Here is a 16,511-nt window from a genome sequence, read left to right on the forward strand (position 1 = left end):
GCTTTTCCCTTCGGTCTTGCGTTTCCGACTCTATCAGACCGTTTCCGGTTCCGATTTCCTCGGTGCTTTCCAGGTTTCCGCTTCCGCGTTTCCCTTTCCGGCGGTTCCGACTCTATCAGATCCTTTCGGGCCTGACTCCCAGTCAGTGGGGCTTGCCATCCCGGCCCTTGGGCCGTTCCGACGAGTGAGACTTTAGCGGATTCCTGAGTCCCGAGCGAATCGGGGGGTGCGTCCTTTCGAACGCGGATTCCTCATTTCGCAAATACGCATGGCAATACAATGCGACGACGGATCGTCGATTGCTTGTAGGTACTTGCGGAATGGCTGTCCGGGGACCGACCGGGGTCGGCTCTCACGTCGGACAACTCGGAGAACACTACGTACGCGGTAGAGGCGTGTCAACTCCGCTCCGGAGAGCACTGCGGAGGCGTACGCTCTGTGACGTGACTACGCATACGTGCACCCAGCAGTGGTGGGCCGCCTGACGGCGGCCGTACACACGTATGTACTCAACGGCCGCCGCATCGGCGGCCGTTCGCGTTTCTCCCTCCAGAGGGTCGGCCGGCCGGGTGCGGCGGTCTCTATCAGGAGGTGGAGAGATGACGCGGGTCTTCAGTGGGGTCAAGCCGACCGGGCATCTGACGCTGGGGAACTACCTGGGCGCCATCCGGCGGTGGGTCGACGTGGATCAGCGGCAGAGCGACGCGCTGTTCTGTGTGGTCGATCTGCACGCGCTGACCGTGGACCACGATCCGGCGCGGGTGCGCAGGCTCAGTCGGCAGGCGGCGACGCTGTTGCTGGCGGCGGGGCTGGATCCCGAGCTGTGCACCGTCTTCGTACAGAGTCATGTGGACGAGCACGCGCGGCTGTCGTACGTCATGGAGTGTGTGGCCACCGACGGTGAGATGCGGCGGATGGTGCAGTACAAGGAGAAGGCCGCGCGTGAGCGGGAGCGGGGCGGGAGTGTGCGGCTGTCGTTGCTGACGTACCCCGTGCTGATGGCGGCGGACATCCTGGCGTACGGGACGGACGAGGTGCCGGTCGGGGACGACCAGACGCAGCACGTGGAGCTGACCCGGGATCTGGCGGTGCGGTTCAACCAGCGGTACGGGCACACGTTCGTCGTCCCGCGGGCGACCCGGCCGGAGGTGGCGGCCCGGGTGATGAACCTCCAGGAGCCGACTTCGAAGATGGGGAAGTCGGACGACTCCGGGCCGGGCATCGTCTATCTGCTGGACGAGCCGGAGGTCGTACGGAAGAAGGTCATGCGGGCCGTGACCGACAGTGGCGCGGAGGTCGTCTACGACCGGGAGGCGCGGCCGGGAGTGGCCAATCTGCTGGAGATCCTGGCCGCTTGCGGTGGTGGGAACCCCGAGGACCTGAGCGGTGTATATGAGTCGTACGGAACTTTGAAGAAGGACACGGCGGAGGCCGTGGTCGAGCTGCTCAGGCCCGTGCAGGAGCGGCACAAGGAGTTGTGCGCGGATCCCGCTTATGTGGAAGGGGTGTTGCGGGATGGGGCGGAGAAGGCGAGAGAGATGGCGAAGCCGATGGTCGACAGCGCGTATCGAGCCATCGGGCTTCTGCCTGCGTAGTCGCGTGAACGGTTAGCCGGTCGGCGGGTCAGCCGGTCAGCTGTTTCCGGAGGCCAGTTCGCGGCTGCGGTCGCGGGCTGCCTCCAAGGCGGCGATGAGTGCGGCGCGTACACCGTGGTTCTCGAGTTCGCGGATGGCGTTGATCGTCGTGCCTGCGGGCGAGGTGACGTTCTCGCGGAGCTTCACCGGGTGCTCGCCGCTGTCGCGGAGCATGACGGCGGCGCCGATCGCGGACTGGACGATGAGGTCGTGGGCCTTGTCGCGCGGGAGGCCGAGCAGGATGCCGGCGTCCGTCATGGCTTCGACCAGGTAGAAGAAGTACGCCGGGCCGGAGCCGGAGAGAGCGGTACAGGCGTCCTGCTGGGACTCGGGGACGCGGAGCGTCTTGCCGACGGCGCCGAAGATCTCGTCGGCGTACGCGAGATGGGCCTCGGTGGCGTGGCTGCCGGCGGAGATGACGGACATGGCCTCGTCGACGAGGGCGGGGGTGTTCGTCATGACACGGACGACGGGGGTGCCTGCGGCCAGGCGCTCCTCGAAGAAGGAGGTGGGGATGCCCGCCGCGCCGCTGATGATCAGGCGGTCGGCGGGGAGGTGCGGGGCGAGTTCGTCGAGGAGGGTGCCCATGTCCTGCGGCTTGACCGTGAGGATCAGGGTGTCGGCGGTCTTCGCGGCCTCCGGGTTGGTGACCGGGGTGACTCCGTGGCGGGTGCGGAGTTCTTCGGCGCGCTCGGGGCGGCGGGCGGTGACCAGCAGGTCGGCCGGGGCCCAGCCCGCTCGGATCATTCCGCTGAGCAGGGCCTCACCGATCTTGCCGGTGCCGAGGACTGCGACTTTCTGACTCATGGGCCCATCCTCGCACCGGTCCGTGGGGAGGAGTGGTGGCTGTCCGGCTGGCGGAACAAGACCTCCGTACTCCTACTCCTCTATGCCGTACGCCTTCGCAGGGTGGCCGCGCCCAGGCACAGCACGAGCAGCGCGCAGCCGGCCACGATCAGTGCGTCGCGTACGAAGGTGGCGGTCATGTCGGTGTGCTTGAGGACCTCGTTCATGCCGTCGACGGCGTACGACATGGGCAGGACGTCGGAGATCGCCTCCAGGACGGGGTGCATGTCGGAGCGGGGAGTGAAGAGGCCGCAGAGGAGGAGTTGGGGGAAGATCACCGCCGGCATGAACTGGACGGCCTGGAATTCGGAGGCCGCGAAGGCCGAGACGAAGAGGCCGAGGGCGGTGCCGAGCAGGGCGTCGAGGAGGGCGACCAGGAGGAGGAGCCAGGGGCTGCCGGTCACGTCGAGGCCCAGGAACCAGACGGCGAGGCCTGTCGCCAGGGCGGACTGGATGATCGCGAGGATGCCGAAGGCGAGGGCGTAGCCGGCGATCAGGTCGCCCTTGCCCAGGGGCATGGCGAGGAGGCGTTCGAGGGTGCCGGAGGTGCGTTCGCGCAGGGTGGCGATGGACGTGACCAGGAACATCGTGATGAGGGGGAAGATGCCGAGGAGTGAGGCGCCGATGCTGTCGAAGGTGCGCGGGCTGCCGTCGAAGACGTAGCGCAGCAGGACGAGCATCACGCACGGGATGAGGATCAGCAGGGCGATCGTGCGGGGGTCGTGGCGGAGCTGGCGCAGGACCCGGGCGGCGGTGGCGGTGGTCCGGGAGGCGCTGAGGGCGCGGGGACCGGCAGGTGCGGGGGCGCTGGTCTTCGTGGCGGACGTGCTCGTGGTCGTGGTCGTGCTCATCGGGTCGGCTCCTTCTGGCGGGCGGTGGCTACGGCCTCGTCGACCAGGTGCAGGAAGGCGGCTTCGACCGTGTCGGAGCCGGTGCTGGTGCGGAGGGCGTCCGGGGTGTCGTCGGCGAGGATCTCGCCCTCGCGCATCAGGAGGAGACGGTGGCAGCGCTCGGCCTCGTCCATGACGTGGGAGGAGATGAGGAGGGTGGCGCCGCGGGAGACGGCGATGTCGTGGAAGAGGGCCCACAGGTCGCGGCGGAGAACGGGGTCCAGGCCGACCGTGGGTTCGTCGAGGACGAGGAGTTCCGGGGTGCCGAGGAGCGCCACGGCCAGGGAGACGCGGCTGCGTTGGCCGCCGGAGAGGTTGCCGGCGAGGGAGTCGGCGTGGGTGGTGAGGTCGACGTCGGTGATGGCGCGGGTGACGTCGTCGTGGCGGCGGGTGGCCGCGGCGCGGCCGGGGGCGAGGATCGCGGCGAAGTAGTCGAGGTTCTGACGGACCGTCAAGTCGTCGTAGACGGAGGGGGCTTGGGTGACGTAGCCGATGCGGGTGCGGAGGGTGGGGTGGCCCGCGGGGCGGCCGAGGACGTTCAGGGTGCCGGTGACCTTGGCCTGGGTGCCGACGATCGAGCGCATGAGCGTCGACTTGCCGCAGCCGGAGGGGCCCAGGAGGCCGGTGATCTGACCTCGCGGGACGGTGAAGTCGAGGGCGTGGAGGACGGTGCGGGGACCGCGGGCGACGGTGAGGGACTCGGCTTGGATCGCGGGGTCGCGTCCTGCGCCGGGGGCGGTGTCGGGTGGGGTGCCTACTGCGGTGACGGGTGAGGCGTCGGGGGATCCGGGCGGGCCGGGGAGATAATTCATCACGTGATGAATAATGCTCTCGCCGGGTGGGGGCGTCAAGTGGGTTCGGTGGGTGCGGGTGTCTCCTCCGGGGAGGGCGGCCGTGGTCTTCGGTGGAGGAGGGTGCGGGGTGGCGCAGGCGCGTGGGGGTGTGATCGGAAGGGGGTGGTCCGGTACGTGTGCTTCCGTGGTTACGGGGTGGCGGCGCGGAAGGGGTGCGCGATCAACTCGCTTTGCCGACAATGGAATTCAGTTCGCCGTGCCCTCCCCCGGTGCGGCGCCCACGCATCTCCCGTTCGCCGTCGGAGGTGCTGTTGTCATGCGTTGTGGTGTGAGCAAGGCCGAGCTGTTCGCGTCCTTGGTTGTCTTTCTTGTCGCGCTCCCGCTGTGTGTGGGCGTGGCGATCGCCTCCGGGGTGCCGGCCGAGTCGGGGCTGGTGACCGGGATCGTCGGTGGGCTGGTGGTCGGGGTGTTGCGGCTCGGGCGGTGGTTCCGGGCCGTGCCCTCGGCCGTGGTGCACGGGATGCTCGCCGGGATCGGGCTCGTGCTGGTCGCCGGGCAGGTGTACGCGCTCGGTGATGTCGCCGCGCCGGCGGGCGCGGTCGGGAAGCTCGCCGGGCTGGTGTCGCTGCCGGGGGTGGTGGATCCGGTGGCGTTGTCAGTGGGGGGTGCCACCCTTGCCGTATTGCTGCTGTGGCCCCGGTGGGGGTGGGGGGCTCGGCTGGTTCCGGCGCCGTTGGTGGCGGTGGGGTTGGCCGCGGCGGTGACCGGGGGGTTCGACCTGGCGGTGCGGCGGGTGGAGGTGCGGGGGCTGGTCGGTGCCGTGCGGGTGCCTGGGTGGGGGGATTTCGGGCGGCTTACGGAAGTGGGCGTGATCGGGACGGTCGTGGCGTTCGCGGTGATCGCTTCGGCGGGGTCGTTGTTCGGCGTGGCGGCGGTGGACCGGTTGCGGCGGGGGCCGCGGGCTGACTACGACCGGGAGTTGAGCGCGCAGGGTGTGGGGAACGCCGTGTGCGGGGTGCTCGGGGCGTTGCCGATGACCCCGGTGGGCGTGCGGAGTGTGGTTGGGGGTGTCCCCTCTGAGGGAGTTCGGGCGGGGGCTCGGGCCAAGGCCTCGCGGGTGCTGCGTGGCGGGTGGTTGCTGGTGTTCGCGGCTCTGGTCCCCGGGGTGTTGGGGGTGGTTCCGGTGGCGGCGCTGGCGGGGGTGCTCGTGCATGCCGGGTGCGGGCTTGTGCCGGTGCGGCAGGTGCGGGGGTTGTGGCGTGGGTATCGGGGTGAGGTGGTCGTGCTCGGGGTGACCGCGGGGGTGATCGTGGTGGGGAGTTTGTTCGAGGGGGTGTTGGTCGGGCTGGCGTTGGCCGTGGCGAAGACCGCGTGGGACGTCAGTCATGTGCGGGTGGAGACGGAGGATCTCGGGGACGCGGGGATCGTCGTACGGGTGCGGGGGCATGCGACGTTTTTGCGGTTGCCGAGGCTGTTGGAGGCGTTGGAGGTGTTGCCGGGGGATCGGGTGGTGCGGCTGGAGTTGGGTGGGTTGCGGCATGTGGATCATGCGTGTGCGGCGGCGTTGGAGGGGTGGGTTGTCGGGCGGGGGCGGGGTGAGGGGGTAACGGCATTGAGGGGAGGGTGAGTTGGGGAGTCCGTGGCTGTCGGGGCGGGGTGTGGTGGGTCGGGGGGGCGGGTGCGCGGTGTAGCGGGGTGGGGTTGCGGCCGGGTTCGGGGTGGGTGGTTCGGTTGTTTGCGGGGTGCGGGTGGGTGGGGGCTTGTCGCGCAGTTCCCCGCGCCCCTAGGGGGTTGGGGTTGGGCGGGGTGAAGAAGTGCGGGGGGCTGGGCGCGCCCGCGCGGCGGAGTCGCATATCGATGCAGACCCGCGCCCCTGAGGGGATCAGCGTGGGCGGGGTTGGGGAGTGCGGGTGCGCGGCGGAGCCGTATGTCGGTGCAGCCCCGCGCCCCTGGGGCATCGGGGCTCGCGGGGTGACTCGGTGGGTTGCCGGGGCGTGACCCGGTGAGCCGGTGTGCTCCGGACGCCTGACGCCTGACGGGGTGACTCGGTGGGCGCCGGACGCCTGACGGGGTGACTCGGTGGGTTGCCGGGGCGTGACCCGGTGAGCCGGTGTGCTCCTGACGCCTGACGCCTGACGCCTGACGCCTGACGCCTGACGCCTGACGCCTGACGGGGGCGGTGTCAGAGGGTCATGGTGTGCGGGCTACGACGAGTTCCACGACGTAGGTCTCTTCCACCGTGTCGTCCGGGAAGACGGTTCGTAGGTGGTCCCGTTCCTCGGTCAGGAAGGTGTTCGTGCTTGCCTTGTCGTGGACCAGGAAGGCCGAGTGGCTGCCGATGTTGGCCAGGTGGGTGTCGATCGGGACGTGGCGGCTCCAGCGGACCTGGCGGTGGGTGAAGTCGAGTCGGCCGGTGGGGTCGGCGAGCGCGGAGCGTACGCCGCTGCCGTTCTGCTCCACGACGCGGTCGATGCCGAAGTGGAGCCTGATCCGTTCGGACTGCTCCGCGATCCACGGCACGTCGAGAGCGCCGGTGTTCCACCACAGCGTGAGTGCGCCGTCCGGGCGCAGTACGCGGAGCGCTTCCGGGACCGAGCGGGTGGGGTCGGTCCAGTGCCAGGCCTGGGCGTAGGTGAGGAAGTCGACGGAGTGGTCGGCGAGGGGGAGGGCGTTGCCGTTGCCCCGGACGATCGGGACGTCGGGGAGGGTCCGACGGAACTGGGCCGCCATGCCGTCGCCGGGTTCGATCGCGATCACCTCGGCGCCGCGGGCGTGCAGCAGGGCGGTCGCGATGCCGGTGCCCGCGCCGACGTCCGCGACGCGGGCACCGGAGAGGGGGTGGCCGGCGAGTTCCTCGATGGCGTCGAAGAGGGCGGGCGGGTAGGAGGGGCGGTTCTCGGCGTACTGGGCCGCGGCCGCGTTGAAGGAGCTGGCTCGGGCCGCGGGCGAGGGGGGATTCGCGGAGGTGGTCATACGGCCATGGTTACGTGGGTGAGTGCAGGGTGCAGGTGGTTTTTGGTGAGAAATGAGCAATCACCGCGACCTGCGGAGCGGTGAGCTGCCGTACCGCCGGCTCTCGCCCGCTCAGAGAGTTCCGCCTGCCCCAGTTCCGCGCGCCCAGTTCCGCGTGGCCGAAGACCTGCCCGTGCCCTGGGCGTCGTAGCTCCCCGGAACCCGTGCGTCCGCCTCAAGCCCCCCGGCGCTTCTTCGACGGGTTGCGGGTGCGGCGGGACGTGCGCTTCTCGTACTGGGTCAGGGCCGTCTCGTACTCCTGGCGGTGGAGTTTCTCGCCGGGGGCCTCCACCAGGGAGCGGAAGAAGTAGGCGAGGAGGGAGCCTACGAAGCCGATGGCCAGGAGGCCGCGGAGGGAGGCCTGGCGGTCGGGGTCGGGGCGCTTTTTGAAGGTTTCCCAGGTGTGGCCGAAGGCCAGGGCGCTGCAGATCGCGAACATCACGATGACGAGGAGGGTGACGAAGCTGCCGACGTCCGCGATCTGGATGCCCTGGTAGGCGAAGCGGAGGATCAGGCAGGCGGCGGCCGCGGCGGCGAGGGAGCCGGCGGCCGTGCCGACGCGGCGCGCGGTGTAGCCGTTGTCGTGGTTCACCCAGGTGATGCCGAAGAAGCGGAGGGGCTCGGGGCGGGGGCCCGTGGCTGTGGCCGTGCCCTCGCCTGGGGAGCCCGCGGGGGTGTCCTGGGTACCGGTCGTCTCGTCGTTCACGGGACGATTATGGCTCCGAGGGTGGGCGCGGGCTCCCGTTGGGGGCTCAGGCGCAGCGGGACGCTACGTAGCCGTCGCTATCGGTGTGCACATACGCGTCCGCGACGAACTCGCCGTTGCGGAATGTCATGCGTGTCCCCCTGGGCGGTGGCGGTGTGGTCAGGCGCAGTGCGGGCGGACGTAGCCGTCGCTGCCCGTGTTCACGTACGCGTCGGAGATGTACTCGCCGTCGTCGATGTTGTCCCAGATGTTCGTCGTGCCGTAGTAGCCCGTCACCGTGGTGCCCGGCGTCTGGCAGTAGATCGGGACCTGGGAGCCCTCGGCCAGGACGCGGACGATGGTGTAGCCGGTGCCGGGGCCGCTGCGGACGTTGACGCGGGTGCCGGGTGCGATGGAGTAGTAGTGCAGGGCCGTTGTCGTGGCCGCCGCCGTGGTGACCGCCTCCGCCGCGCCTTCGCCCTCGACCTCTTCCGTGTGGTCAACAGACATGAAAAACCTCCCCCGTTGGACCCCATGACTGCCATGGGGTCCCGTTGATTCCCCTAAAACACGCCATGAAACATATGTGCGCACCTCGCACTCGGCGGCTGGCGAGCCACCTCTGTCCCGTAAGGGTCATCGACTAGGCTCCGTGCGTCGCGCGCGCGGACGATCAGCACGGGGGTGGTTCCATGGCGCCACAGCGCAACACCGGAGCGGGCGCGGAAGCGGAACTTCCCGAGTACGCCGGTCACTACCGCCTGCAGTCCTGCCTGGGTTCCGGTGGTATGGGCGTGGTGCATCTGGCGCAGAGCACCTCCGGGATGAAGGTCGCCGTGAAGGTCGTCCACGCGGAGTTCGCCCAGGACCCCGAGTTCAGGGGGCGGTTCCGGCAGGAGGTGGCGGCCGCTCGGCGGGTGAGCGGGGCCTTCACCGCGCCGGTGGTCGATGCCGACCCGGAGGCCGAACGGCCGTGGATGGCAACGTCGTTCATCCCGGGGCCGACCCTGTCCGAGCACGTGAAGCGGAACGGGCCCATGGCACCGGGTGAGTTGCGCCGGCTGATGGCGGGACTGGCCGAGGCCCTGCGCGACATCCACCGGGTCGGCGTCGTGCACAGGGATCTCAAGCCGAGCAATGTACTGCTCGCCGAGGACGGGCCGAAGGTCATCGACTTCGGCATCTCTCGGCCAAAGGACAGCGAACTGCGCACCGAGACGGGCAAGTTGATCGGCACACCGCCGTTCATGGCACCCGAGCAGTTCCGGCGGCCGCGGGAGGTCGGTCCGGCCGCCGACATCTTCGCGCTCGGGTCCGTGCTGGTGCACGCGGCGACGGGGCGTGGGCCGTTCGACTCCGACAGCCCGTACGTCGTCGCCTATCAAGTCGTCCATGACGAGCCGGACTTGGCCGGACTGCCGGAGAACATCGCGCCGCTGGTGCTGCGTTGCCTCGCCAAGGAGCCCGAGGACCGGCCCACGCCCGACGAGTTGATGCGTGAACTCCGGTCGGTGTCGGCCTCGTACGACACGCAGGCGTACATACCGGCACAGCGGGCCGGTGTCACGCCGGTGCCGGAGCACCGTACGGAAGAGCCCGGACAGTCCGAACCGCGGCGCGGACGGCGGCTGTTGGGCAAACGGTTCGCCCTCGGCGCGGGAGCGCTCGGCCTGGCCGCGATCGGCACGCTCGCCGCGCTCCAGCTGACCGACGACGGCGAGGCGACGGCGAAGAGCACCACCCCGCACACCACGCCCAGCACCGGGTTCGGCGAGTGGAAAGCGACACCGGTCTCCAAGCAGAGCACGCCCCAATGCTCTTACGGGGCAGGGAAGTTGCTCTGCGCGCAGCCCGGGGTGGTGTTCGCCCTGGACCCGTCCGACGGCCGTGTGCTGTGGCGGCACTCCGTCGCGACGACGCACCGCAGCGGGCCGCCGGTCCTCTCGGGCGGCCTGGTGCAGCCCGCGTTGGACACCGGTCGGCATCTGGAGGCGCTCGATCCCGCCTCGGGCAAGGCACGTTGGCAGAAGACCGTCCCCGCGTACACCGGGCTCGCGGACGCCGGCGGCATGCTCCTGCTCACCCACGCGGACGGGACGGTCACCGGTGTGGACGGGGCTACGGGCGCCACGAAGTGGAGTCACCGGATTCCAGGTCAACAGGCGCCGTACTTCACGTCGTTCGCCGGGGACGCGTCGGCGTACGCGACGAACACGTCGGACGACGGGGCGAGAACCCGGGTGACGGCGGTCGATCCGGAGACGGGTGCCGTGCGCTGGGACGCGCGGCTGAAGGGGGCGTTGAAGCCCGTCGGCGCGGCGGGCGGGTCCGTGTATCTCCTCTCGGTCGACACCGTCTACGGGGCCACGGAGGCCGTCGTCCGCTACACCCCGGACACCGGAGCCACACGGCGCGTGGCGCTGCCCGTGCGAGTCGACCAGGCCCACGGGACCGTCCACGGGAACGTCGTCTACCTCATGGGGGCCGGCGGATCGCTGAGGGCCGTGGACATGGCCGCGCGGAAGCAGCTGTGGGGTCTGGAGACGGCCGTGGCACGGAGTTCCGCACCGGTCGCGGACGGACGGCAGGTGTACGTCACCTCCGGAGACGGGCGGCTGCTCGCAGTGGACGCCCGCGCCGGACGCCTCGTCGGCCAGACTCCCGCACGCCTCGACTCCAACTCCGACCGGATCAGCGCGGCGCTGCCCGAACCTGTCGTAGCGAACGACCACGTCTACGCCGCCGCCCCCGACGGCACGGTCTTCGCCGTCAACTCCCGTACGCCCGGCGCCTGGTAGCACCGCACCCGGCAAGCAAAAGGGCCGCCCCCGTCAAAGGAGGCGGCCCTACAAAGCACAGGGCGAAGAAACCCTCAGCCGAGCTTGCTGACGTCCCGCACCGCTCCCCGGTCCGCGCTGGTGGCCATCGCCGCGTACGCGCGCAGCGCCGCCGACACCTTGCGCTCGCGCTGCTTCGGGGCGTACTGCCCGTCCAGCGCGGCCTCGCGGCGGGCCAACTCGGCGTCGTCCACGAGGAGTTCGATGGTGCGGTTCGGGATGTCGATGCGGATGCGGTCGCCGTTCTCGACGAGGGCGATGGTGCCGCCGGACGCCGCCTCGGGGGACGCGTGGCCGATGGACAGGCCCGAAGTGCCGCCGGAGAAGCGGCCGTCGGTGATCAGGGCGCAGGTCTTGCCGAGGCCGCGGCCCTTGAGGAAGGACGTCGGGTAGAGCATCTCCTGCATGCCGGGGCCGCCCTTGGGGCCCTCGTAGCGGATGACGACGACATCGCCGTGCGTCACCTGTTTGTTGAGGATCTTCTCGACGGCTTCTTCCTGCGACTCGCAGACGACCGCCGGGCCCTCGAAGGTCCAGATGGACTCGTCGACGCCGGCCGTCTTCACGACGCAGCCGTCGACGGCGAGGTTGCCCTTGAGGACCGCGAGGCCGCCGTCCTTGGAGTACGCGTGCTCGGCGGAGCGGATGCAGCCCTCGGCCGCGTCCTCGTCCAGCGCCTCCCAGCGCTCCGACTGGGAGAAGGCCTCGGAGGAACGGACACAGCCGGGCGCCGCGTGCCACAGTTCCACTGCCTCGGGGGACGGGGAGCCGCCGCGCACGTCCCACGTCTTCAGCCAGTCCGCCAGGGACGGGCTGTGGACGGAGTGGACGTCCTCGTTCAGCAGGCCCGCGCGGTGCAACTCGCCCAGCAGGGCCGGGATTCCGCCCGCGCGGTGGACGTCCTCCATGTAGTACGTGCGGTTCTTCGCGACGTTCGGGGCGACCTTCGCGAGGCAGGGCACCCGGCGCGAGACGGCGTTGATCTCGTCCAGGCCGAACTGGACGCCGCCCTCCTGCGCCGCGGCCAGCAGGTGCAGGATCGTGTTGGTGGAGCCGCCCATCGCGATGTCGAGCGCCATGGCGTTCTCGAAGGCCGCGAAGGTGGCGACATTGCGCGGCAGGACGGTCTCGTCGTCCTGCTCGTAGTAGCGGCGGGTGATGTCCATCACCGTGCGGGCCGCGTCCTGGTACAGGCCCTTGCGGGCCGTGTGGGTGGCGAGGACCGAGCCGTTGCCCGGCAGCGACAGGCCGATGGCCTCGGTCAGGCAGTTCATCGAGTTGGCGGTGAACATGCCGGAACAGGAGCCGCAGGTCGGACAGGCGTTCTCCTCGATGTTGAGGACGTCCGCGTCGGAGATGCTGTCGTTGGCGGCGTCGACCATCGCGTCGATCAGGTCCAGCGTGCGGACCGTGCCGTCCTGCAGCGTGGCGCGCCCGGCCTCCATGGGACCGCCGGAGACGAAGACCGTCGGGATGTTCAGACGGAGCGCCGCCATGAGCATGCCGGGCGTGATCTTGTCGCAGTTGGAGATGCAGATCAGAGCGTCGGCGCAGTGCGCCTCGACCATGTACTCGACCGAGTCCGCGATCAGGTCGCGCGAGGGCAGGCTGTACAGCATGCCGCCGTGGCCCATCGCGATGCCGTCGTCCACCGCGATCGTGTTGAACTCACGCGGGATGCCCCCGGCCGCGGTGATCGCCTCGCTGACGATCCGGCCGACGGGCTGGAGGTGGGTGTGGCCGGGCACGAACTCCGTGAAGCTGTTCGCCACCGCGATGATCGGCTTCCGGCCGATGTCCGCACCGGGTACACCGGAGGCGCGCATAAGGGCGCGTGCGCCCGCCATGTTGCGGCCGTGGGTGACTGTACGGGACCTCAGCTCGGGCATCGTCGATCGCTCCTTCAGACAGATAGGGCTGGTAACGAGCCTACGCCGGTCATCCAGGGGGCGGACACGGTGTCCGCATCGCGGGATGCCCGTCTCGCAGAAAGGGTCGGCTCAAAGTCCCCCTCGGAGCCGGCCTTACGGCCCCGTCAGATGCCCCTGCACCACCGGTGCCACCCGCGCGATGATCTGCTCCACGTCCACCGAGGCGAGCGGTTCCACCTTGATCACGTACCGCAGCATCGCCGTACCGACCAGCTGTGCGGCCGCCAACTCCGCGCGCAGCTCCCCGTCCGGGAGGTCGAGCCGGGCGGCGACCCGCCCCAGCACCTGGGAGACCACGAGCCGACGGAAGACGGCCGCGGCGGCCTCGTTGTTGACGGCGGAACGGACCACCGCCAGCAGCGGCGTACGGGTGGCCGGGTTCTCCCAGATGCCGAAGATGAACCGGGTCAGCCGCTCGCCGACACCGTCCAGCGACCCCTCGGCGACGGCCTCCGGCGCGTTCTGCGCGGGCGCGAACGCGACCTCTACGGCCGCCTCGAAAACCTGCTCCTTCGTACCGAAGTAGTGGTGCACGAGCGCCGAGTCGACCCCGGCGGCCTTCGCGATCCCCCGCACGGACGTCTTCTCGTACCCCCGCTCGGAGAACTCCTCGCGGGCCGCGGTCAGGATGCGGTCGCGGGTGTCGGCGGACTCCGTACGAGGGGGTCGGCCCCGGCGCTTGGCGGTCGCGTCGGTCACCGCCGGGGCACCTTCACGGCCGAGGCCAGATGCAGGCGAGTGAACGCGAGCGCCTCCGCGAGATCGGCCTCGCGTTCGGCGCTGGACATCGCGCGCCGGGTGTTGACCTCGATGACGACATGGCCGTCGAAGCCGGTCGTCGCGAGCCGCTCCAGCAGTTCGGCGCAGGGCTGGGTGCCGCGGCCAGGGACGAGGTGCTCGTCCTTGTTGGAGCCGTTGCCGTCCGCGAGGTGGACATGGCCGAGCCGGTCGCCCATGCGCTCGATCATCTCGGACGCGTCGGTGCGGGCGGTCGCGGTGTGGCTGAGGTCGATCGTGAAGTGCCGGTAGTCCTCGCGCGTGACGTCCCAGTCGGGGGCGTAGGCGAGCATCTCGCGGTCGCGGTAGCGCCACGGATACATGTTCTCTACGGCGAACCGCACATCCGTCTCGTTCGCCATCCGCCAGATCCCGCTGACGAAATCCCGGGCGTACTGGCGCTGCCAGCGGAACGGCGGATGCACCACGACCGTGCTCGCCCCGAGCTTCTCGGCGGCCGCCTGGGCGCGCTGGAGCTTGATCCACGGGTCGGTGGACCACACCCGCTGCGTGATGAGCAGGCAGGGAGCGTGCACGGCGAGGATCGGGACCTGGTGGTAGTCGCTGAGCCGGCGCAGCGCGTCGATGTCCTGGCTGACCGGGTCGGTCCACACCATGACCTCGACGCCGTCGTAGCCGAGGCGTGCGGCGATCTCGAAGGCCGTCGCCGTCGACTCCGGATACACGGACGCCGTGGACAGCGCGACCTTCGCATCCGGGATGCGCACGACTGGTTCTGCCACGGAGGACAGACTACGGGGCGGCGCTTTGCGCGGGGGAGCCGGTTGCTGTGGCCGCGCTGTGCGGGAGGCGGCAACCGGCCATCCGCGGCGCGGGGCCGCGTTGTGGCGATACTTCATGCGGGTTCGATACGTCCCGTACCGTGCGGGCGTTCAGTACGGCTCGGCCGGTGTCCGCTCCCGGGTGGCCTTCTTTGTGGCTTCTGCGGGTGCTTCGTTCCTCTGCAGCGTCGTTGCCGGGGGCTCCGCCCCGGACCCCCATCGGCCCTGAAGGGGCCTCGTCCTCAAACGCCGGACGGGCTGATCAATGCGGGCCGGAGTTGGCGGGTACTGGACGGGCCGGTCGGTCGGAGTTGCAACCACGCGCGCGTGCGTCACGAGCAGTACCGGCGTCATGCGTCACGGACAGCCACGCGCCCATCGCGCCGCGCTTCCCGCACCGGCACCGGCACCGGCACCGGCACCCACGCCTACGGCATCTGATCCAGCCGTGACGGCATCTGATCCAGCCGCCGCAGGATCACGCCCTCGCGCAGCGCCCAGGGGCAGACCTCCAGGGTCTCGACGCCGAACAGATCCATCGCGCCCTCGGCCACCATCGCGCCCGCGATGAGCTGTTCGGCCCGGCCCTCGGAGACGCCGGGGAGGACGGCGCGCTGGGCGGTGGTCATGCCGGCGAGGCGCGGGACCCAGGCCTCCAGGGAGCCGCGCTTCAGCTCGCGTTGGACGTAGAGGCCGTCGGCGGAGCGGGCGGCGCCGGCGAGGCGGGCGAGCTGCTTGAAGGTCTTCGACGTGGCGACGACGTGGTCGGGGGCGCCGAAACGGCTGAACTCCCCCACCGTGCGGGCGATCTGGGCGCGCACATGGCGGCGCAGGGCCCTTATCGCGTCCGGTTCCGGCGGGTCGCCGGGGAGCCAGGCGGCGGTGAGGCGGCCCGCGCCGAGGGGCAGGGAGACGGCCGCGTCGGGCACCTCGTCGATGCCGTAGGCGATCTCCAGGGAGCCGCCGCCGATGTCGAGGACGAGGAGTTTGCCGGCGGACCAGCCGAACCAGCGGCGGACGGCGAGGAAGGTGAGCCGGGCCTCCTCGGCGCCGGTGAGGACCTGGAGTTCGACGCCGGTCTCGGTCTGCACGCGCGCGAGGACGTCGTCGGCGTTGCTGGCCTCGCGGACGGCGGAGGTGGCGAACGGGAGGAGTTCCTCGACGCCCTTGTCCTCGGCTGCCTGCAGCGCCTCCTGGACGACGCCGACGAGTTTGTCGACCCCTTCGGGGCCGATCGCGCCGTCCTCGTCGAGGAGTTGGGCAAGGCGGAGTTCCACCTTGTGCGAGTGCGCGGGCAGCGGGCGCGCGCCCGGGTGTGCGTCCACCACCAGCAGATGCACCGTGTTCGATCCCACGTCGAGGACACCGAGTCTCATATACGGAACGCTACTGCCACCTGCACCTATCTCGGTCCCCGGAGCGGTGTCTGGGGCCGCTCCGGGCGACTTACCCTGGACGCGTGCCAAAGACGAAAAAGGCGAAGACCGACAAGGCGGCCAAATCACCCGGCGATTCTTCGCCGGTGACGTCGGCCAAGCCCCCGAAGCCGTCGACGAAGAAGGCCCTGAAAGCCGACGAGAAGGGGCTCGACTTCGCGCGCGCGTGGGTGGAGTTCCCGGATCCGGCGGACGAGGAGCAGCTGTTCCGCTGCGATCTGACATGGCTGACCTCTCGCTGGAACTGCATCTTCGGAAGCGGCTGCCAGGGCATCCAGGCGAGCCGCGCGGACGACGGATGCTGCACCCTGGGCGCGCACTTCTCGGACAAGGACGACGAGAAACGGGTCGCCGGGCATGTGGCGAGGCTCACGCCCGACATCTGGCAGCACCACGACGAGGGCGTGGAGAACGGCTGGGTCTCCAAGGACGAGGACGGCGACCGCCAGACCCGCCCCTTCCAGGGCTCGTGCATCTTCCAGAACCGCCCCGGTTTCGCCGGCGGCGCGGGCTGCTCGCTGCACATCCTGGCCGTCAAGGAGGGCCGCGAGCCCCTGGAGACCAAGCCGGACGTCTGCTGGCAGCTCCCGGTGCGGCGGACGTACGAGTGGATCGACCGCCCGGACGACACGCGCGTGCTCCAGGTGTCGATCGGCGAGTACGACCGCAGGGGCTGGGGTTCCGGCGGTCACGACCTGCACTGGTGGTGCACGTCGGCGACCTCGGCGCACGGCGCGGGCGACCCGGTCTACGTGTCCTACGGCCCGGAGCTGACCGAGCTGATGGGCAAGGCCGGCTACGACCGCCTGGTCGAGCTCTGCGAACAGCGCCTGGCCTCGCAGCTCCCGCTCCTGGCACCGCATCCGGCTGACCCGGTCGCCTGACGG

The 16,511-nt window shown here is 70.3% G+C and carries 14 protein-coding genes; 4 read left to right on the forward strand and 10 right to left on the reverse strand.

Translation table 11 applies throughout. From position 1 onward, the window contains the following. The first annotated feature begins 599 nt into the window (after positions 1-599). Positions 600-1,595: a tryptophan--tRNA ligase gene (gene trpS / locus OG504_RS24090; protein WP_405991679.1), complete on the forward strand. Its 996-nt coding sequence runs from the start codon at positions 600-602 to the stop codon at positions 1,593-1,595. 36 nt (positions 1,596-1,631) lie between these two features. Here trpS and proC read toward each other — a convergent pair whose 3' ends face one another. The 3 genes from proC to OG504_RS24105 form a co-directional block, all read right to left on the reverse strand. Beyond that, positions 1,632-2,441: a pyrroline-5-carboxylate reductase gene (gene proC, locus OG504_RS24095; RefSeq protein ID WP_033287344.1), complete on the reverse strand. Its 810-nt coding sequence runs from the start codon at positions 2,439-2,441 to the stop codon at positions 1,632-1,634. Positions 2,442-2,521: 80 nt separating this feature from the next. Continuing rightward, positions 2,522-3,331 carry an ABC transporter permease gene (locus tag OG504_RS24100; RefSeq protein WP_405991680.1) on the reverse strand — a complete coding sequence of 270 codons (810 nt, stop codon included), beginning with the start codon at positions 3,329-3,331 and terminating at the stop codon, positions 2,522-2,524. Next, positions 3,328-4,185, reverse strand: coding sequence for an ABC transporter ATP-binding protein (locus tag OG504_RS24105; RefSeq protein WP_405991681.1), 858 nt, complete (start codon positions 4,183-4,185; stop codon positions 3,328-3,330). Before OG504_RS24105 ends, OG504_RS24100 begins: the two co-directional genes overlap by 4 nt. 295 nt (positions 4,186-4,480) lie before the next feature. On the opposite strand from OG504_RS24105, the gene OG504_RS24110 reads away from it, so the two are divergent. Further along, positions 4,481-5,791 (forward strand): SulP family inorganic anion transporter, encoded by a 1,311-nt coding sequence (locus tag OG504_RS24110; protein ID WP_405991682.1) that lies wholly within the window; start codon positions 4,481-4,483, stop codon positions 5,789-5,791. Positions 5,792-6,354: 563 nt separating this feature from the next. Here the strand turns inward: OG504_RS24110 and OG504_RS24115 are convergent. From OG504_RS24115 to OG504_RS24125, 3 genes are all read right to left on the reverse strand, one after another. Then, the gene (locus tag OG504_RS24115; protein WP_405991683.1) at positions 6,355-7,137 is read right to left on the reverse strand and encodes a class I SAM-dependent methyltransferase; all 783 of its coding nucleotides are present in this window, start codon (positions 7,135-7,137) and stop codon (positions 6,355-6,357) included. A 214-nt stretch (positions 7,138-7,351) separates the two neighbouring features. Next, positions 7,352-7,882, reverse strand: coding sequence for an EamA/RhaT family transporter (locus OG504_RS24120; protein WP_405991684.1), 531 nt, complete (start codon positions 7,880-7,882; stop codon positions 7,352-7,354). 159 nt (positions 7,883-8,041) lie between these two features. Then, positions 8,042-8,371: an SH3 domain-containing protein gene (locus OG504_RS24125; RefSeq protein WP_405991685.1), complete on the reverse strand. Its 330-nt coding sequence runs from the start codon at positions 8,369-8,371 to the stop codon at positions 8,042-8,044. Between the two features lie 182 nt (positions 8,372-8,553). On the opposite strand from OG504_RS24125, the gene OG504_RS24130 reads away from it, so the two are divergent. Next, complete coding sequence (locus OG504_RS24130) at positions 8,554-10,659, forward strand: protein kinase domain-containing protein (protein ID WP_405991686.1); 2,106 nt, start codon at positions 8,554-8,556, stop codon at positions 10,657-10,659. A gap of 74 nt (positions 10,660-10,733) precedes the next feature. On the opposite strand, the gene ilvD is transcribed toward OG504_RS24130, so the two are convergent. From ilvD to OG504_RS24150, 4 genes are all read right to left on the reverse strand, one after another. Beyond that, positions 10,734-12,587 carry a dihydroxy-acid dehydratase gene (gene ilvD / locus OG504_RS24135; RefSeq protein ID WP_405991687.1) on the reverse strand — a complete coding sequence of 618 codons (1,854 nt, stop codon included), beginning with the start codon at positions 12,585-12,587 and terminating at the stop codon, positions 10,734-10,736. 135 nt (positions 12,588-12,722) lie between these two features. After that, positions 12,723-13,328, reverse strand: coding sequence for a TetR family transcriptional regulator (locus tag OG504_RS24140; RefSeq protein ID WP_405991688.1), 606 nt, complete (start codon positions 13,326-13,328; stop codon positions 12,723-12,725). After that, the gene (locus OG504_RS24145; RefSeq protein WP_405991689.1) at positions 13,325-14,149 is read right to left on the reverse strand and encodes a sugar phosphate isomerase/epimerase family protein; all 825 of its coding nucleotides are present in this window, start codon (positions 14,147-14,149) and stop codon (positions 13,325-13,327) included. Before OG504_RS24145 ends, OG504_RS24140 begins: the two co-directional genes overlap by 4 nt. A 467-nt stretch (positions 14,150-14,616) precedes the next feature. Then, the gene (locus OG504_RS24150; RefSeq protein WP_405991690.1) at positions 14,617-15,564 is read right to left on the reverse strand and encodes a Ppx/GppA family phosphatase; all 948 of its coding nucleotides are present in this window, start codon (positions 15,562-15,564) and stop codon (positions 14,617-14,619) included. A gap of 83 nt (positions 15,565-15,647) precedes the next feature. Here OG504_RS24150 and OG504_RS24155 point away from each other — a divergent pair, with 83 nt between their 5' ends. Continuing rightward, the gene (locus tag OG504_RS24155) at positions 15,648-16,508 is read left to right on the forward strand and encodes a hypothetical protein (RefSeq protein WP_405991691.1); all 861 of its coding nucleotides are present in this window, start codon (positions 15,648-15,650) and stop codon (positions 16,506-16,508) included. Positions 16,509-16,511: the final 3 nt, after the last annotated feature.

Source organism: Streptomyces sp. NBC_00986 (assembly GCF_045162565.1).
Classification (GTDB): domain Bacteria; phylum Actinomycetota; class Actinomycetes; order Streptomycetales; family Streptomycetaceae; genus Streptomyces.